The 17963-nt window shown below is 50.1% G+C and carries 18 protein-coding genes; all 18 read right to left on the bottom strand.

Annotated features, from left to right (window positions below; all coding sequences use genetic code 11):
• Positions 1-4: 4 nt before the first annotated feature.
• On the bottom strand, positions 5-625 hold the full coding sequence (yqeK, locus tag OCU14_RS07240; RefSeq protein ID WP_261810453.1) for a bis(5'-nucleosyl)-tetraphosphatase (symmetrical) YqeK: 621 nt from the start codon (positions 623-625) through the stop codon (positions 5-7).
• Positions 615-1247, bottom strand: a complete 633-nt coding sequence (locus OCU14_RS07235) for a nicotinate-nucleotide adenylyltransferase (RefSeq protein ID WP_057877972.1) — start codon at positions 1245-1247, stop codon at positions 615-617. Before OCU14_RS07235 ends, yqeK begins: the two co-directional genes overlap by 11 nt.
• Positions 1248-1261: 14 nt before the next feature.
• On the bottom strand, positions 1262-1585 hold the full coding sequence (yhbY, locus tag OCU14_RS07230; RefSeq protein WP_261810434.1) for a ribosome assembly RNA-binding protein YhbY: 324 nt from the start codon (positions 1583-1585) through the stop codon (positions 1262-1264).
• 4 nt (positions 1586-1589) lie between these two features.
• The gene (yqeH, locus tag OCU14_RS07225; protein WP_261810433.1) at positions 1590-2732 is read right to left on the bottom strand and encodes a ribosome biogenesis GTPase YqeH; all 1143 of its coding nucleotides are present in this window, start codon (positions 2730-2732) and stop codon (positions 1590-1592) included.
• Complete coding sequence (locus OCU14_RS07220; RefSeq protein WP_057877975.1) at positions 2713-3255, bottom strand: YqeG family HAD IIIA-type phosphatase; 543 nt, start codon at positions 3253-3255, stop codon at positions 2713-2715. The genes yqeH and OCU14_RS07220 overlap by 20 nt, the downstream gene beginning before the upstream one ends.
• Before the next feature lie 233 nt (positions 3256-3488).
• Positions 3489-3848, bottom strand: a complete 360-nt coding sequence (gene rplT / locus OCU14_RS07215; RefSeq protein WP_057877976.1) for a 50S ribosomal protein L20 — start codon at positions 3846-3848, stop codon at positions 3489-3491.
• A gap of 70 nt (positions 3849-3918) precedes the next feature.
• Positions 3919-4113 carry a 50S ribosomal protein L35 gene (gene rpmI / locus OCU14_RS07210; protein WP_057877977.1) on the bottom strand — a complete coding sequence of 65 codons (195 nt, stop codon included), beginning with the start codon at positions 4111-4113 and terminating at the stop codon, positions 3919-3921.
• Positions 4114-4163: 50 nt separating this feature from the next.
• Positions 4164-4667, bottom strand: coding sequence for a translation initiation factor IF-3 (gene infC / locus OCU14_RS07205; RefSeq protein ID WP_057877978.1), 504 nt, complete (start codon positions 4665-4667; stop codon positions 4164-4166).
• Positions 4668-5014: 347 nt separating this feature from the next.
• The gene (gene thrS / locus OCU14_RS07200; protein ID WP_261810432.1) at positions 5015-6958 is read right to left on the bottom strand and encodes a threonine--tRNA ligase; all 1944 of its coding nucleotides are present in this window, start codon (positions 6956-6958) and stop codon (positions 5015-5017) included.
• A 708-nt stretch (positions 6959-7666) separates the two neighbouring features.
• On the bottom strand, positions 7667-8593 hold the full coding sequence (gene dnaI, locus OCU14_RS07195; protein WP_261810431.1) for a primosomal protein DnaI: 927 nt from the start codon (positions 8591-8593) through the stop codon (positions 7667-7669).
• 3 nt (positions 8594-8596) lie between these two features.
• On the bottom strand, positions 8597-9964 hold the full coding sequence (locus OCU14_RS07190) for a replication initiation and membrane attachment family protein (RefSeq protein ID WP_261810430.1): 1368 nt from the start codon (positions 9962-9964) through the stop codon (positions 8597-8599).
• 18 nt (positions 9965-9982) lie between these two features.
• Positions 9983-10468 carry a transcriptional regulator NrdR gene (gene nrdR / locus OCU14_RS07185; RefSeq protein ID WP_057877982.1) on the bottom strand — a complete coding sequence of 162 codons (486 nt, stop codon included), beginning with the start codon at positions 10466-10468 and terminating at the stop codon, positions 9983-9985.
• Between the two features lie 11 nt (positions 10469-10479).
• On the bottom strand, positions 10480-11100 hold the full coding sequence (gene coaE, locus OCU14_RS07180; protein WP_261810429.1) for a dephospho-CoA kinase: 621 nt from the start codon (positions 11098-11100) through the stop codon (positions 10480-10482).
• Positions 11093-11953, bottom strand: a complete 861-nt coding sequence (mutM, locus tag OCU14_RS07175) for a bifunctional DNA-formamidopyrimidine glycosylase/DNA-(apurinic or apyrimidinic site) lyase (protein ID WP_261810428.1) — start codon at positions 11951-11953, stop codon at positions 11093-11095. Before mutM ends, coaE begins: the two co-directional genes overlap by 8 nt.
• 17 nt (positions 11954-11970) lie before the next feature.
• Positions 11971-14628, bottom strand: coding sequence for a DNA polymerase I (gene polA, locus OCU14_RS07170; protein WP_261810427.1), 2658 nt, complete (start codon positions 14626-14628; stop codon positions 11971-11973).
• 140 nt (positions 14629-14768) lie between these two features.
• Complete coding sequence (locus OCU14_RS07165; protein WP_261810426.1) at positions 14769-15473, bottom strand: Bax inhibitor-1/YccA family protein; 705 nt, start codon at positions 15471-15473, stop codon at positions 14769-14771.
• A gap of 142 nt (positions 15474-15615) precedes the next feature.
• On the bottom strand, positions 15616-16341 hold the full coding sequence (pnuC, locus tag OCU14_RS07160) for a nicotinamide riboside transporter PnuC (RefSeq protein ID WP_261810425.1): 726 nt from the start codon (positions 16339-16341) through the stop codon (positions 15616-15618).
• 246 nt (positions 16342-16587) lie between these two features.
• On the bottom strand, positions 16588-17919 hold the full coding sequence (gene murC, locus OCU14_RS07155; RefSeq protein ID WP_261810424.1) for a UDP-N-acetylmuramate--L-alanine ligase: 1332 nt from the start codon (positions 17917-17919) through the stop codon (positions 16588-16590).
• Positions 17920-17963: the final 44 nt, after the last annotated feature.

Below are 17963 nucleotides of genomic sequence, written 5' to 3'. Positions count from 1 at the left end.
TGTTTTAGTTTTGTTTTAACTCGTCTGCATACCGGGGAACCCAGGCATTGTAGGTGTCCAACGAGGCCGGGTAAACGGCCAAACTGTGGGCAACCAAATATTGGAGGGTGTGTTGGGCCTGAAAGGCCACTCCCGCACCCAAGTTTTCTGCTGTGAGTTTCCGAGCCGCATTAACACCTGGAAAGTCACGGGCTGGCTCGATGTAATCGGCCATGTACACAATCTGTTCCAATGGCGTCATGTAGATCGCACCGGTCGTATGGTGGCGCACGGCATTCAAGACATCTTCATCGTAGATGTGAAGCTCACGTTTGATGAGCTCCGCTCCCACGACACCATGCCAAATAGCATTCCCATATTGCCGGAGTTCTGCTGGCAAATGGTAAGCCGTAATCGCCGCCAAAAAGTCCTCGTCGGGCCGTTGCTTGGCGTAATCGTGGATCAGTCCAGCAATACTGGCCTTTTCTACATCAACGCCATTGGCTTGAGCCAACGAGATGGCTGTCTGTTCAACCCGCAGGACGTGTTGGAATCGTTTAGGACGCAACGCCTGCTTCAGCTCCGCAACCAGAGCCGCCCGAGTCCCGGGAAAAATATGCTGCTGATAACTTAACTCAGTCACGATATAACAGATGCTCCTTTATATAGAGGTCCACCATCGTTGGTACCAGGTAACGCACGGATTGTCCCCGCCGAACCTGATCGCGAACCATGGTCGAACTAATCCCAATCTGGGGCACATCCACCCAAAGTACCGGATACGGCGACTCATGAGTGAAACCCTGCCGACAGACGCCGACAAACTGCACTAATTTTAAAAGATCATTGATTCGATACCACTTCGGCAGATAGGCAACCATGTCGCCCCCGATAATAAAGTAGTATTGATTCTCCGGGTGAGCCCGGGTTAATTGCAACATCGTATCATACGAATAGCTTTTGCCGCCCCGCTCAACCTCGGTCAACTCGAGGGCAAACCGCGGATTGTCCTTGATAGCTGCCTTAACCATGGCAACTCGGTCGGCCGCCGGAATCGCAATCTTGCGATCCACGTGAGGCGGTTCAGCATCAGGCATAAACAAAACCTTGTCGAGCCCTAACTGGGTTGCGACTTGATCAGCGATGACGAGATGACCCAGGTGCGGCGGATTGAAGGTCCCACCAAGAATACCGATACGGCGTTTCTTAGCGGTCGCTGCCATTTGCGTCGCGACCTGCGTACTCGTTTGCTCTGCAATTTTAACCACGACTGCCAGGCCTCCTACATATCTTCAACGATTGATGAAATTCTTTGGTTTTCTTCATCCGTTGCTGGCCGGTACAGAACCAGGACGCGACCAATCGTTTGGACAACTTGAATGTTTGTGTTCTCTTCGATAAAGGCCTTGGTTTCGTCAACCGTCACGTCAGCACTCTGTTGGAGATTAATCTTGATTAATTCCCGGTTTTCCAAGGCGCCGGTTAATTGATCTAACCAGGCTTCGGTTAAACCATTCTTCCCAACTGAGAAGAGTGGTCGCATGTTGTGGGCGTGGGCCCGTAAATAGCGTTTCTGTTTCCCTCGTAACAAATTGTCATCCTCCATTTAATTAAATCATTGCGCGACGTACTAGGACGCCGACTCCTGCTGGTGCCCAACCGGTCACATTGACGCCGGCGGGAACGGTAATCCAACCCAGTCCTTCAAAGACCAGATCGCTTTTTTCAGTGATTTTAAAGTCATGCGCAACCAAGGCTGGGAAGTCGTCGACGTTTTCCGCATGTGGTGGCGTCAACAATTGACCCACCTGACGGGCATAAAAGTCATCGGCATTCTCCAGCTTGGTGCGGTGAATGTAGAGATTATTTTCAAAGTAAGCTGTAAACCCAGCCTTTGGTCCCTTGGTGTAATCAAACCGAGCAACCCCACCGAAGAACAATGTTTGTTGGTCATTCAGTTGGTATTCCTTAGGCTTAACTGGCTTTTGTGGTGTCACAATCTTGAGGTCCTTACCATCCAAGAAGTGGGCCATCTGTTGGTTTTGAATGATCCCAGGGGTGTCCACTAAGACATGGTCATCATCCAAAGGAATTTCAATCTTATCCAACGTGGTTCCAGGGAAGCGAGACGTGGTGATTAAGTCCTTCACCCCGGTGTTTTGCCGGATGATCTGGTTAATCAGTGTGGACTTGCCAACGTTGGTGACCCCAACGACGTACACGTCACGATCGCCACGGTACTTGTTGATGAGTTGCAGTAACTCGTCAACGGATTGGTTGGTCTTGGCACTCAACAGGGCGACGTCCATCGGACGAATACCCTGTTCGTTGGCCCGCTGACGGATCCAGTCCTTCAACTTACTACGCTTCAATGAGCGGGGCATCAGATCTTCCTTGTTCCCCACCAGTAAGACGGGGTTGTCCCCGACGAAACGGTGCAGACCAGGAATCACACTCCCGTTAAAATCAAAGATATCGACGACGTAGACGATCAGCGCGTTGGCATCCTGAATCTGAGTCAGTAATTGTAAAAAATCATCGTCCGTCAGTCCAACCGGTACGATTTCGTTATAGTGTCGTAACCGGAAGCATCGTTGACAATAGACTTCTTCCTTTTCAAGTCCCTTATCAAGCGCCGACTGTGGCGTATAGCCAGGTGCCGTCTTATCCGTCGTCTGAATAATCGCCCCACAACCAATACAGTGAAGTGGTTCGCCATCAATTAAAACGGGTTCAGTGTGTTTTTCGTTCATCAAGATCCTCCTGCCAGGTTAATTCTGGATAATTGTGGTGTAAACGCCACAAAATAACTTTTTCTAAGAGTCGGTTTCCCTTGGTTATCCAAGCATCCGACTTCAAAATGGGTTTTACTAAGACACTTCTAACGCCACTGCGATGCGCAGCCCAGACGTCAGTTAAGATTTGGTCCCCAACCATGACCGCTTCATTGCGGTTAAGATGCCAGCGGCGTAAGGCCCGTCGAATTCCCCAGGTGAGCGGCTTTAAGGCGCGGTGCACATAGGGTAAATCAAATGGGGCTACCGCCCGGTCAACTCGGGCACGACTGTTGTTTGAGACCACAATCACCTGAATCCCGGCCATCTCAAGCATTGTCAACCAATGACGTAACTCGGGGGTCCCATCGGGATTGTTCCAAGCAATGAGCGTATTATCTAGGTCGGTTAACACCGCTTTGACCCCATTAGCCCGTAGTTGAGCCGGTGTCAAATCGTATATGTTCGTAACCATCCACGTTGGCTTGAATCTGGATACCATGCGGGTGACTGCCCCCCTTCGTCCAATTGCCGTTACCGGCTGTCTAGCATTTAATTATACGCAATTCCGGCCTATTTTACCACTCGTAACCGCCGGGATCTATGGCTAATTTCAAGCGTTAGAACGCGGACCGCGTCTCACTGGAATAGAAGGCGCTTTCTCCCCCTCAAGCCCAGCTCGTCACTAATAAAAAAGACCCCGCTTAACAGCGAAGTCCCTTTTCATCGACTGAATTAAGCAGCCAATGCTTCTTTAGCTTGGTCAGCTAAAGCCTTGAATGCAGCCGCATCATTAACGGCTAAATCAGCTAACATCTTACGGTTAACATCGATGTTGGCTAACTTCAAACCATGCATCAACTTGCTGTAGCTCAAACCATTGATCCGAGCAGCTGCGTTGATCCGAGTAATCCAAAGCTTACGGAAGTCACGCTTCGTGGCCTTACGATCACGGTAAGCGTATTGGTAACCCTTCCGAACTTGGTCCTTAGCAACCTTGAATAAACGGTGCTTTGAGCCCCGGTAACCCTTAGCTAACTTTAAAACTTTTCTACGACGTGCGCGTGTAACAGTACCGCCTTTAACTCGTGGCATAATCTTTTCCTCCTAAATCAATTCAAACATTATGTCGACATTTCGTCGACCCGAAAATCTAACGACTAGCTTACTTTTGTAATAATTGGTGGTAAGTCTTTAAAGTCGTTTCATCCATCATCCGGGTTCCACGAAGGTTCCGGCGTTGTTTCTTGGTCTTACCATGGAAACGGTGTTGCGTGTAGGCGTTACCACTCTTAAGGCCGCCATTAGCAGTTACTTTGAACCGCTTTGCTGCAGCACGGTTAGTCTTCATCTTTGGCATAATACGAAATTTCCTCCTTAAATTGGTAGCCGAAGCTACCCCATCAATTCTTACTTTTGTTCAGCGATGGGTGACAGCATGAGGAACATGCTCCGTCCATCCATCTTTGGTCGTTGTTCAACCGTAGCAACTTCAGAAGTCTCAGCTGCCATCCGGTTGAGCACCTGGCGACCAATGTCTTTATGGGTAATTGCCCGACCCTTAAACCGAATTGATACTCGAACCTTTTCACCCTTAGCCAAGAACTTTTTAGCGTTCTTCAACTTGGTGTTAAAGTCGTTAGTATCAATGGTAGGACTCAGACGAACTTCCTTAACACTGACCACTTTTTGCTTCTTACGTGCTTCGCGTTGCTTCTTTTGCAACTCGAACCGGTACTTCCCGTAGTCCATAATGCGGGCTACCGGTGGCTTAGCTTTCGGTGCAACCAAAACTACATCGAGGTTCGCTTCTTCAGCGATCTGTAAGGCTTCACTCTTGGTCTTAATACCCAATTGGTCGCCGTTATCAGCGATCAGCCGTACTTCACGTGCTCGAATCCCCTCGTTGACAATCGTGTCGCTTGCTATGGTAATCCACCTCCAAAATAATCTCGAGAACTTGCAGAAATCAACCCCACAAAAAATGCGGGAACTTTTGATGAAAATCAAACAGCTCCCGCATGAAATTCCATTGTAAAATGGAAATAACGTGCATATCCAGCCCAGTAACTTGCGTCGCTAGGCGAGAAGCGGAAGCCTCTGCTTAATTTCTCAACTTAACCATCATACCAGCTAGCCGATTCGATGTCAACGGATTTTCGCTAAAGTTCGCTGACACCGGAGTCCAGACACAAAACGTGGCCGTTTAAACGACCACGTTTCTTCTATTCTCTGGTTGTCCACCAGAACTAAATTTGAATTTAGTTTTCTTCGCGACTGTATGAAGCGATGTCGCTCAGGATTTCCTTGACGAAGGCGTCACTGCTCATGGAATTACTGTCATCTTCCCCGTACTTCCGGACAGAGACAGTGCCATTAGCCATTTCGTCTTCACCAACAACCAACGTGTATGGAATCTTATGCGTTTGGGCGTCCCGAATCAGGTAGCCCATCTTTTCACCACGCTTGTCGACGTTGACCCGAACATCAGCAGCCTTTAATTCAGCGGCTAACTTGTCGGCGTAAGCACCATGCTTTTCTTCGGAAACAGGAATGATGGTAACTTGCTTAGGCGCCAACCAGGTTGGGAAGGCACCCTTGTAGATTTCAGTCAGGTAAGCGGTGAACCGTTCCATGGTTGAAACCAAGCCACGGTGAATCATAACTGGACGATGTTCTTCACCATCGGCACCGACGTAGTGTAAGTCGAAGCGTTCTGGCAACATGAAGTCCAATTGGATGGTTGACAACGTTTCTTCGTTCCCAAGGGCCGTCTTGGTTTGGACGTCCAACTTAGGACCGTAGAAGGCTGCTTCCCCTTCGGCTTCAACGTAAGGTAAGCCAAGGTCATCCATGGCACCCTTTAACATCTTTTGCGCATTGTTCCACATTTCATCATCGTCGAAGTACTTTTCCGTGTTCTTAGGATCACGGTAGCTCAGACGGAACGTGTAGTCCTTGATGTCAAAGTCTTTGTAAACCTTAACCATCAAGTCCAGGATGCTCTTGAATTCGTCTTGGATTTGTTCTGGCGCAACGAACGTGTGACCATCGTTCAAGGTCATTTCACGAACACGTTGCAAACCACTCAAAGCACCGGACTTTTCGTAACGGTGCATCATCCCTAATTCGGCAATCCGCAATGGGAGTTCACGGTAAGAACGAATGTGGTGGTTGTAAATCTGAATGTGGCTAGGGCAGTTCATTGGCCGCAATTCAAGTTGTTCGCCATCACCCATGTCCATTGGTGGGAACATGTCTTCACGGTAGTGGGCCCAGTGACCGGATTGCTTGTAGAGATCCAGGTTAGCTAAGACTGGCGTGTAAACATGTTGGTAACCGTTGGCAACTTCCTTGTCGATGATGTAACGTTCGATCGTACGACGGATAGTCGCCCCATTTGGCATCCAGTATGGTAAACCGGCACCGACCTTAGGATCAACGAAGAACAAGTCCAATTGGTTCCCGATGACACGGTGGTCACGTTCGCGGGCTTCTTGGCGACGAGCTAAGTCGGCATCCAGGTCAGCTTGCTTGTAGAAGGCCGTCCCGTAAATCCGTTGGAGCATTGGGTTTGAGGACTTGCCTTGCCAGTAAGCACCAGCAACGGAAAGCAACTTGAACTTCTTGACGTCACCCGTGTTAGCTAATTGGGCACCGTCACTTAAGATTTGGTGGTCACCAATCTTTAAGAAGTTAACTTGGTCACCGTCAACGGCGTTGATCAAGTCAGTCGTGTAAGGATCATCCTTGGCTTGGGCCAAAGCATCGACCTTGCTGAGGACAACACGTTCGATAGCGGCCTTGTCAGCAACTAACTTTTCAACGATAACGGCAATGGCATCCAATTCATCAACACTGACTTGTTGGTCATCCTTGTCGGTATCCACGAAGAACCCGTCTTCGTCGGCACGAACTTCACCCAAACGAATGGCTGGGAATTCCTTCTTCAAGGCAATCCGAACCAAGGCAGCGGTCGTGTTCCGCAGAACAGTCAAGCCATCTTCATCACCCTTTGTCACGATCTCGATGCTACCATCGTGTGCGATTGGGGTTAAGTTATCGATCAATTCGCCTTCTAACTTAGCGGCAACAGCCTTTTTCCCTAAGCTAATGGAAATCGACTTTGCAACGTCTTCTGGCGTCGTGCCGGCTGGGAATTCTTTAACGTTACCATCTGGAAATTTCAATGAAATATCTGCCATAGTTTACAATCTCCCTTATTGATTTTGGGGCTGACTACGAAAAAATCCCCAGTGCCAAAGAAGGCACTGGGGACGTCATTAACGTGGTTCCACCCGATATTTTTCACGAGACTGATCCCGTGAACTCTAATCGTCGCTAACGGAACGGACCGGTCGAAAATTTCCTTTCGACAGCTAGGAAAGCGGTAATGCTGGCGGGCGCTAAGTCGGCTTCCAATCTAGGCCGGCTCTTCCTGTGAACGACTCCGCCACCACCATGTCTTTCGTCATAGCTCTTGTGGTTTCAAAGACTATTAAACACTTGCGGCCAAATATTGTCAAGGGATGGCTGTGAAAAACTTCGAATCAACGATTAGTTTAGTAATATCCGCCGCCTCCGGGGCGGTGGCCATGGGCTGGAACGTTGTGGGCGGACGGCTAAAGCCACAAGGCGGTCTTTAGCCTTGTTCTTGAGCCGCTGGGAATCGCGTCTCAAGAACACCAATTCTCTAACCGGCCGAACCCCTGCCGGTAAGAGAATTCCCACGACTGAGCCCATTGCCACCACCCTTCCGGCTCACAGTTTCGTTTTTTTAAACGAGTCAAAACGGCCCCTGCAAATTTCTTACTGTCTGTGTTTTTAGAACGTCTAAATACCTCAAAACAAAAAATAGCCACTCACGAGAGATAAATCCACGTGAATAGCTAGTTTGAAACTTATAGTCAGCCTTACTGTGGCCGGCGGTTAACGCCAACCATCGTGATCTCGCGGGCTAAGAAACGAATCCGTTGCATCAGCCGTTGGGCCTTCAGTGGTTCGTCGTCCCCACGCGTTGAGATCCGCAAATGTTCCTTCTCCAATTGAGCCATGGAGAAGTTGGAACTGAAGAAGGTTGGTAATTCCTCTTGCATCCGGTATTCCAGAATAACACCCAAAATATCATCCCGCACCCACGCCGACATGGCATCGGCCCCGATATCATCAATCATCAGGACTGGGGCCTTCTTCAATGATTCCAACTTGTCCGCCACCCCATTTTGAGCGATGGCGTTCTTCATTTCAACGGCAAAACTTGGGAAGTGGACCAACGTCGTGGCAAAGCCATCCGTTGCCAATTGATGGGCAACGGCCGCTAACAAGTAGGTCTTCCCAACGCCGAAACTACCGGCCAAGTAGAGAGCCTGGTGGCGACGTTTAGGATTAGCTTCGTAGGCGTCGATGAAATCCAAAGCAGCCATTAAGGCTTCGGCTCGATCATCGTCCTGATCAAAATTGGCCAATGTGGCCTCCCGAATACTCTTAGGCATCGCGATTGACTTCACCCGCTGACGAAGCTGTTGCTGGGCCTGACGTTCCTGAGTCTGAGCCGTTGGCACGTAGGCCACGTCGATCAAATGATTGGAGACGATCAGTTGTGGTTCGTAGCCTGCCGCAAACGTCTCGCCACCATTGGCAACCTTCGCGCGCTCCGTCACAAATTCATAGAGTTTAGCCGCCGAACGCGTCAACACATCCTCAGCCAATTCTCCCTTGTGGTTTTGTAGAAATTTTTTAACCTCGGGATCATTGGTTGCTTTCGACATCAATTGACGGTAATTGTCATTGAGATGACGTTGATTCATCAGCTTTTGCATCGTCTTACTTAGATCTTCCATGCGTTAGTCCTCCTTCCCCTCTTTGGATCGCTGTTCTAATCGCGCAATCCGGGCTTTTAATTGTTCTTGTTGCTCGGGTGACAACTTGGCCTGACTCGACGTCTGGACCTGTTCGCTCGGCTTCTTGGCCCATTCTGGCAAAGTTTCCTTGACCGTCGGCTGCTTCCGTGATCGACGTGGCTTAGCCGCTGCCGCCTGGCGTTCGCGAATCTTGTGAATCGCCAGCTGAGGCGTGTTGACCTTGGCCTTGCTCCAGTCGTTAGCAATCGTATCCAAGAGATTCTTATTCAGGGTTGGCCGATCCTCATCCACGAGCACGTGGAAGATCATCAGGTTCAACACAGATTCTGGAAATAATTGACGACTCACGAGGTCGCGAACGACGCGTTGTTCGCCGTCCGTGACAAAGCCACCATTCTTCTGCTTGATAGCTCGTAAGAAAAGTGCCGGGGCTGTCGTGCTGGCGACCTTGATGAGGGCTGCCTCTTGGCTAGAAGTTCCCGCCGACTGACTAACCGTTGATGTTGCTGTTGGCGTCGTGGCGGCCACCGTTTGTGGTGCTGACTGCCGGCCAAATTGATCGGCAATCAGTCGTTTGAATTGTTGGGGGTTAAATTGATTTGAGGCCAGATCAGTTGCCTCACCAATGAAGCGTGCCAGAGTGGGTTCATCCAAGCCATACATTGTAATTTCAGTAATCAGTAACGACCGATAACGACCCAAGTCTTGGGTATCAACGTACGAGCGATTGAGGATCTCTCCAAGCAGTTTAAAATCAAAATCTGCTGGTTCTGCCGCTGTTTCGGATGACTCATTGGCCGGCGTCAAAGCCTGCCGCGCGTTTGAAACGGCCTCTGGCACGTTCATGATCTGTCGGCTGTTGACGTGAAAGACATCCAAGAAATTCTTACTGATGTTTTCTTCGTCCGGATCAGCGTCAACGGCAACCGTATTAGCCGCTACCAAAGACTGATACAGCGAATCTCCCAGCATCCCCAGTAACTGGACACTCAGGAGGTCATCATTAAAGAATGCCGCCGGACTCAGAGGCGCATGCAGCTCGTAAATAAAGCTCTGTAACCCCTGTTCTGTTTTAACGCGTGTCGTCAACAGGCCCGTGGCCTCCAGCCGCAATCGCGCATCATAAAGGTGCGAGAGGTCCATGCCCAGCTCTGCCAATAAGGTGGCATGTCGCTGATAGGTTCCCCGCTTAGGGAGCCAAAAAAGGGCCGAGAAGAGCCCCGTGGCACTCGGTCCGATGATCGGTTGATACAGTTGCGTTAGCGATTGCCAACTTTGATCGGCAACCCGATCGACCACGCGGACCAAAAAAGTGGTCTTGGGTTGTAACTGATGCCAAGAGTCTTCCATTCCCAATTTCGCCTCGCTTTATTGCTTCGACCGTTTCTGGGCCTTCTGCTTGTCTTTATCCATCATGTCTTTCAATTCATTGAAGAACACGCCGGTATCCTTAAATTGCCGATAAACACTGGCAAAACGGATGTAGGCAATCTCATCCACGTCGACCAAGCGATTCATGACATACTCCCCAATCAATTGACTAGAGATTTCATTGACGCCGAGTGCGCGAATTTTATTTTCGACTTCGTCCACGACCTTGGTCATGACGTCCATCCCCACCGGCCGTTTCTCAGCAGACCGGATAATACCTTTTAAAATCTTTTCTCTGTTAAATTCTTCGCGGGTCCCGTTCTTCTTAATTACTAATAACGGGGTCACTTCGACGCGTTCAAACGTCGTGAAGCGGAAGCCACAGCTCTCGCACTCACGTCGCCGGCGAATGACGCGGCCGTCGTCGGTTGGCCGACTATCCACGACCCGCGACCCATTATGATGACAGTGCGGACACTGCATACGTGGTCACCTCATTTTATTTGATTACTTCGTCCAAATTTATTCGTGTCAAGCCATTTTACCACTTGTTGCCGCGTTTGAGCAATCGTTCCCCCGTTATCAATCACCACGTCGGCCGCCGCCACCTTGCGGGCGATCGGCCATTGTTGGGCCATTCGGGCCAGTGCGCCGTCGACGGTCAACCCGTCTCGTTTTTGAAGCCGCTGTTGCTGCGTCGTGACGTCGGTAGCCACGACCAAGACGTGATCAACCAGATCAATTAGGTAACCCACTTCAAAAAATGTCGGGGCATCGATGACCACCACCGGATCATGACGGGCTTTGGCACCCGCCAATTGGCGGGTGATTTCCGTTTGAATCAGTGGCTGGGTAATTGCTTCTAAGCGGCTAAGTTGCGTGGCGTCATGAAACACCAGGTTACCCAGTTTTTTTCGATTCAGTGACCCATCAGGCTGACGATAACTTTCACCGAACGTGGCCACGATCTTGGTCAATCCTGCGGTTCCCGGCGCGACCACCTGGCGAGCAATCAGATCGGCATCGATCACGGTCAACCCGGCTTGGTGTAGCCAGTGGCTGACCGTTGACTTGCCGGTCGCAATCCCCCCCGTGAGTCCCCAAACCTCAGTCATGATCTAGCGCCTCTAAGGCCCCAGCTGGCACTGGTTGACAGTGCGGACAGTAGTGTGTCCCACGTTGGGCAACCTTAATTTTTACGATCTCGGTGCCGCAACGTTCGCAGGGTTCCCCTTCGTGTCCGTAGACGTGTAGACTATTCTGGAAGTTTCCGGTCTCGCCAAAGGCATTGGAGAATGTGTGCACCGTGGTACCGTGTCCTTGGATGGCCTGGCTAATCTCATCAATAATGCTTCGCCGCAATGTCTTGAGCTGGTCAACGGTCAATTCATCCGCCGGTGTCAGGGGATTAATCTTTGACAACCAGAGAACCTCATCCACATAGATATTTCCTAGTCCCGCAATGCGTGACTGGTCCAACAAGAAGGGTTTAACCACCTTATGTGACTTACCGAATATTGTCTGCATGTACGCCAGTGTCAGGCTCTCTTCGGTTGGCTCTGGCCCCAGCTTTCCTAGTGACGGTAAGGCCTCATCCTCCGTCCCGGTTGGAACCAGGCGCATCCGGCCAAACTTCCGCGTATCGTTATACCGTAGTTCGCGTTGATCCGTCAGGTGAAAAACCACATGAGTATGTTTGGCCAGTGGGCTCCCCTCTGGCTGGACATCATACTTACCTTCCATTCGCAGGTGAGACACCATCGTCAGGCCACCACTAAACCGAAACAACAGGTACTTTCCCCGTCGATCAATCCGTTCAATCTTGCGGCCAATCAGGTCTGCCGTAAATTCTTCGGCATCCGGTCGCACCATTTTGGCGTAGAACACGTCAACGTGGTCGATAGTGGCGCCTTCTACCAAACGGGTCAGGCCCCGTCGAACCGTTTCAACTTCTGGTAATTCAGGCATCGTCTCACTCCTTTACGCTATTTTGCATCGTACCAGGTTGGGCCATAGTGACTCTCAACTTTCAGTGGAATCTCCAGCTTAATGGCCGAATCCATCACACTTGGCACTAGTTTTGACAACGTTTCGATCTCCTCAGCCGGAGCCTCGAAGATCAATTCATCATGGACTTGAAGCAACATGGTCGCTTGAAGATCCTTGATAGCGTCTTCCATCTGAATCATGGCAATCTTAATAATATCTGCGGCACTCCCTTGGATCGGCGTGTTCATGGCTGTCCGTTCGGCAAATGACCGTTGATTGAAATTACGTGAGTTGATGTCTGGCAAGTAACGCCGCCGATGAGCAATCGTTTCAACGTAACCCATCTCGTGCGCCTGCTGCACCATGCGGTCCATGTAATCCTTAACACCAGGATACTCCTGGAAGTAGGTGTCGATAAACGCCTTGGCCTGCTTACGAGAAATCCCGATATTTTGTGACAAGCCAAAGTCACTGATGCCGTAAACGATTCCAAAGTTAACGGCCTTGGCCTGGCGCCGAATATTAGGCGTGACTTCCTCGTCCGGTCCCATCTTAAAGATCCGCCGGGCAGTTGCCGCGTGAATATCTTCGCCTTCCCTGAAGGCTTCTTGCATGTTGGCATCGTGGCTCATGTGAGCGAGCACCCGCAATTCAATTTGCGAATAGTCAGACGAGAAGATTTGCCAACCTTCGTGCCGTGGGATAAAAGCCTTCCGAATGGCCCGTCCCTCTTCGGTTCTCACTGGGATATTTTGTAAGTTTGGATCGACTGAAGACAACCGACCAGTCTGGGTCAGTGTCTGCAGGTAACGCGTGTGCACCTTCTGATCCTTAGGATGGATCACCTTCAAGAGGCCCTCAACATAGGTCGATTGGATCTTGGCAATCTTACGATAACGCAAGATATTCTCAGCAATCGGAGCGTCTGGGGCTAATTTTTCCAACACACCCACAGCCGTTGAATAACCCGTCTTGGTCTTCTTGATGACTGGCAAACCCATCTTTTCAAAGAGAATATGCCCGAGTTGCTTAGGTGAACCGATGTTAAACTCCTCACCGGCTTCGTTATAAATAGTCTGTTCGATTTCGGCCAATTGTTCGGTAAATTTACTGCCCATAGCTTCCAACTCACTGGCATCCACCGTAATCCCGGCAACTTCCATGCGAGCCAACACAAAGCTCATTGGCAATTCGATGTCGCGATACAACTGATCCTGATCATTTTCCTTTAATTCGGTTAATAATTTCGGCCGTAAGTCGGCGATCGCCTGAGCCTTCCGTGCTAAATGACTGAACAGCACTTGGTCGTCAGTTGGAATGGCCCGTTTGGCACCCTTACCATAGACGTCCTCATCCAAGGCCACTTGCTCATCGCCATGTTCATGCGCCACTTGACCCAGATCATTACTGTTGTCGTAGGTATTTAACAGGTAAGAACATAACAGGAGGTCACCGTCGACCCCTGCTAAGGTCACGCCTAAGCGATTCAAGCCCACGTACGTCCGCTTAGCGTCAAAGACCTGTTTGGCCACGTCAGCGGACTCTAAGAGGCCTTTAAGTGGAGCCTGTGTCAATAGGCTGACGTCTCTGCTGACCCACCAGTGTTGATCGGTCCCGATGACGAAGCCCACGAAGTCTGCCAGGTGGTAGTTATCCCCGTCCATTTCCAGATAGAAATCGCAACCAGCTGAAAAGTCTGGCAACTGATCACAGTTGTCGGCCGTTAACGTGGTAAAGGTAATGGGCTTAAGTTCAGCGGTATCCGTCAAGGGCTCACCACCATCCCCCATCTGTGCCAAGAACTTTTTGAAGTTCATTCGCCGATAGAAGTCGACCAGCTCGTCATGGTTGTCGCCTTCATAAACCAGATCGGCCACCTGCTTGGTCACGGGGGCGTCGCGCTTGATTGTGGCTAAGGTCTTGGATAGCAAAGCCTGCTCATGATCAGCAATCAAGTGTTCCTTGAGTTTTTTGGCGGTAATCTCGTCAATATGGTCATAGACCCCCTCAACACTGCCATACTTGCTGATCAGATCAACGGCTCGTTTAGGTCCCACACCAGTGACCCCGGGATAATTGTCGGAGTTATCCCCTTGAAGCCCCTTAATATCAATAATCTGAGCTGGGGTAACGCCCATGGTTTCCTGGACGTAGGCCGGCGTGTAATGTTCAACATCGCTAACCCCCTTTTTAGAAATCGCCACCGTCGTATGGTCATCGGCAAGCTGCGTCAAATCCCGGTCCCCAGTCACAATGGTCGTGGTAAAGCCCTGTTCCCCAGCCTGCTTGGCAAGGGTCCCGATGATGTCATCGGCCTCAAAATTTGGCAATTCGTAAGTTTGGATTCCCCGATGTTCCAGGAGTTCCTTTACATAAGGGAACTGCTCGGAGAGTTCGGGTGCGGTCTTTGGCCGGCCACCCTTGTAGTCGTCATACATCTTGGTGCGAAACGTGGTCTTCCCAGCGTCAAAAGCCACCAGGGCGTGCGTAGGCTTCACCGTCTTCAACATTGTCTCCAACATCGTGTTAAAGCCGTATATTGCGGTCGTGTGGAGCCCCTCACTGTTGGTAAATGTGCCTAACGCCGTGTACAACGCGTAAAACGCCTTAAACGCAACGCTGTTACCATCGATTAATAAAAGTCGTTTCTCCACCATAATGCGCTCCTTTCGAGCAACCGGATCCGGTCGTTCGAGTATTCTGCTTACATTCTACCAAAAAAGGATGAGAATCCGAAGTAAATAAAAACGAAGTTCCAGGAGAGTCCTGAAACTTCGTTCGTAGTTGGTTCTGTTTAGTCGCGACTGCCACCAAACATCCCAAAGATTTGTAAAAATTGTAAGAACAAGTTCACAAAGTCGAGGTACAGTTGCAAGGCCCCGTTAACGGCTAATCCGTTCACAGAAACCTGGTCCCCGTACTGCAAGTACATCTTCTTCATCCGTTGTGTATCCCAAGCGGTCAGTGCCGCAAAGACAATCACAGCGACGAACGAGAAGATAAAGGCGATGAGTTGGCTTCTCAGGAACAAGTTCACCACCATCGCGACAATTAACCCAATGAGAGCGGCCGAGGCTTGCGTCCCAACTTTGGTTAAGTCACGCTTGGTCATGGCACCCATAGCGGCCATCGAAAGGAAGACAGCGGCACTGGAAACAAACGCAGCGGCCATGGTTTCACCCGAGTAGACAATGCTATACATCGAGATCACGGCACCGGTCACTGCGGCGTACACCATGAGACCAACGAAGGCCACGGTTGGCCGTTTCATGGATTGACCACTAATCACGAATGGCAGGATAATCCAGACGATCAACGGAATAAAGAGGCTCCCGCCACGCATGTTGGCAATGGAGACGCTGTACATGTTCATGGCAAACGCAGTTGCCGCTGAAACCAGTACGGCGAGACCCATCCAACCGAACATCTTGGTCATAAAACCATTCAGACCGACCTCGGTGTTAATCGTCTGACGGGGCTGCTGTTCATAATTGTTCATTCAAACGCTCCTTCTTTCAAGTCAATTCCCGGCTTAGCTATCACCATGATAGTTAAGTGCTCCGGTTGATTAAGGACCATTTTATCAAATCTATAATGAATTACAAGTATTCTGTTGCCAAGCCAATCCCCGCATACTCGCCTTATGCCTGACCAGCTCCACCTTCGTTATCGGCCTCACCACGCGCCCAGACCCGGTTGGCATAAACCGCATTAAAGAGTAAGGCGACCTGTAGCGCCACTTGAGATAGGTTGGCTCCCAGGCTACCCACGGTCGATGAACCCATCAGGAGTTGCCCCGTCAAGATGCTCCAGTAGATCACGTTGGCCACATTGACCACGATCCATAATGACCAGTTTTCCTTAAACTTCAAGATATAAAGAACTTGCGCGATCAAGCTCACCACGAAGTTAATGGAATCAAAGTAAGGTAACTGCCCATTTAAAGCGGCCAAGACGACCCAGCCGATGCCCCAGGCCACAAAGGCGCCTAGAAAAATCCAGCGGCGCACCTGTGGACTAAAGCCGCGTGTCGCCTCATCGTGACCCCACATTACCCAGCCAATAGGTTGGGAGATGACGTAAATGATATCCATGGCAAAGGACCCATAGGCATGACTGATCCAGGCGACATAAGTCATCGCCAAACACTGGATCAGCCCAAAGATAAATGAAATCTTGCGGCCCTTCATCCCGTAAACCAGGCAAAGTACACCACCCACGCCGGAAATCATGCCAATAATGCTGTCAGGCACGACCAGATAGACGGCCAATTGGAGTAGCAAGAGCACACTCACGTACCCCACTTCAAACTTTTTCCAATTCGTAAAGAGCTGGTCATACCACCAGCCATGTTTCGCTGTTGTCATCAATATTAACCCCTTTATAGCGGTGTCCCCACACCGATTTGTCATCCAGTAATACCATAGCTGCCGGTCAATTACTAGCCAACGATGGATCTGTCGAATACGGTCAAAGAGGCCTGACCCGCGGCAGATCAGGACGCCCGTCCCATAAGGGAATTTATAGGGAAATTATCATCGGGAGTTGTTTTCGGAATAAGAGACTAAAATACCCGCCAACCAAAACGGCTAGCGGGTACTCTTGATATAAATTTAGTTGTTCTTCAAAGATAAATGACTTAATAATTCTTCATAAGCACGTTCGTACTTCTGAACGTCACCGGCACCCATGAAGACGACCACAGCGTCGTGGAAATCCAATAATGGGGACATGTTGTCCACTGTCAGGATCTCGCCACCCTTGGCAATTTTGGCAGCCAAGTCTTTGCTGGAGACGGAACCGTTGCTTTCACGAGCAGAACTGAAGATGTTGGTCAGGAAGACCTTGTCGGCCAAGTTAAGGCTCTTGGCAAAGTCATCCATCAACGCAATCACCCGGCTGAAGGTGTGGGGCTGGAAGACCGCGATAATTTCCTTATCGGGATACTTCTGGCGAGCTGCATCCAGCGTGGCCTTGATTTCAGATGGATGGTGGGCATAATCATCGATGATGGTCATGTCGGCTACCTTGCGTTCGGCGAACCGACGCTTAACCCCCTTGAAGTCAGCCAGTTCACGCTTGATTTCGGCCATATCGACCTTTTCAAAGTAAGCCACGGCAATAACGGCCAAGCTGTTCAACACATTGTGTTCCCCATACAGATGAATTTCAAAGTTTCCTAAGTTTTCGTCGCCGTGAACCACATCGAAGGTTGACCCAGTCGTTGAGCGCTTAACGTTAACGGCTTGGAAGTCATCGCGTTCGCTAGTCCCGTAATAGTAGACAGGGACGTCGGTCTTCAACTTCCGTAATTCTGGATCGTCACCCCAGGCAAAGATCCCCTTCTTAACTTGGTTAGCCCAGGTTTCAAAGGCACTGTAAACATCGTCAATGCCCGTGTAATAGTCTGGGTGATCAAAATCGATGTTGGTCATGATGGCATAGTCTGGCTTGGTAGCCAGGAAGTGACGCCGGTATTCATCGGCTTCGTAAACGAAGAACCGCGCGTTTGGCGTTCCCTTCCCGGAACCATCCCCAATTAAGTAAGACGTTGGGGCGATACCACTCAGCACGTGAGACAAGAGGCCCGTCGTACTGGTCTTCCCATGCGCACCGGCAACCCCAATACTGGTGTAGCCTTCGATGAGGTGCCCAAGGAATTCGTGGTACCGATAAACCGGCAGACCCATTTCGCGGGCTTTTTTAATTTCTGGATGATCATCGGTGAACGAATTGCCGGCAATAACCGTCAATCCCTCGTGGATGTTTGCTTCGTCAAAAGGCAGAACCTTGATGCCCGCCTTTTCCAAGCCACGTTGTGTGAACGTGTACTGCGTGATATCTGACCCCTCAACGTTAAAGCCCTTATCATGTAAAATCAAGGCGAGGGCACTCATCCCTGATCCTTTAATGCCTACAAAGTAATACACCGTTGCGTTATCCATTAATGATCCTCTTTTCTACTCTCTGCGGTTGGGCCACTGGACTA

It is taken from the genome of Levilactobacillus humaensis (genome assembly GCF_024345185.1).
Taxonomy (GTDB): Bacteria; Bacillota; Bacilli; order Lactobacillales; family Lactobacillaceae; genus Levilactobacillus; species Levilactobacillus humaensis.
The sequence above is the reverse complement of the archived record's forward strand: the minus strand, read 5'-3'. Positions and strand labels throughout refer to the sequence as shown.

Bases quoted from the DNA above. Each gene is read 5' to 3' on its own strand.
- yhbY (WP_261810434.1), bottom strand. From the start codon at position 1,585: ATGGAGGATGACAATTTGTTACGAGGGAAACAGAAACGCTATTTACGG.
- yqeH (WP_261810433.1), bottom strand. From the start codon at position 2,732: ATGAACGAAAAACACACTGAACCCGTTTTAATTGATGGCGAACCACTT.
- OCU14_RS07220 (WP_057877975.1), bottom strand. From the start codon at position 3,255: ATGGTATCCAGATTCAAGCCAACGTGGATGGTTACGAACATATACGAT.
- rplT (WP_057877976.1), bottom strand. From the start codon at position 3,848: ATGCCACGAGTTAAAGGCGGTACTGTTACACGCGCACGTCGTAGAAAA.
- rpmI (WP_057877977.1), bottom strand. From the start codon at position 4,113: ATGCCAAAGATGAAGACTAACCGTGCTGCAGCAAAGCGGTTCAAAGTA.
- thrS (WP_261810432.1), bottom strand. From the start codon at position 6,958: ATGGCAGATATTTCATTGAAATTTCCAGATGGTAACGTTAAAGAATTC.
- dnaI (WP_261810431.1), bottom strand. From the start codon at position 8,593: ATGGAAGATCTAAGTAAGACGATGCAAAAGCTGATGAATCAACGTCAT.
- OCU14_RS07190 (WP_261810430.1), bottom strand. From the start codon at position 9,964: ATGGAAGACTCTTGGCATCAGTTACAACCCAAGACCACTTTTTTGGTC.
- nrdR (WP_057877982.1), bottom strand. From the start codon at position 10,468: ATGCAGTGTCCGCACTGTCATCATAATGGGTCGCGGGTCGTGGATAGT.
- coaE (WP_261810429.1), bottom strand. From the start codon at position 11,100: ATGACTGAGGTTTGGGGACTCACGGGGGGGATTGCGACCGGCAAGTCA.
- mutM (WP_261810428.1), bottom strand. From the start codon at position 11,953: ATGCCTGAATTACCAGAAGTTGAAACGGTTCGACGGGGCCTGACCCGT.
- OCU14_RS07165 (WP_261810426.1), bottom strand. From the start codon at position 15,473: ATGAACAATTATGAACAGCAGCCCCGTCAGACGATTAACACCGAGGTC.
- pnuC (WP_261810425.1), bottom strand. From the start codon at position 16,341: ATGACAACAGCGAAACATGGCTGGTGGTATGACCAGCTCTTTACGAAT.
- murC (WP_261810424.1), bottom strand. From the start codon at position 17,919: ATGGATAACGCAACGGTGTATTACTTTGTAGGCATTAAAGGATCAGGG.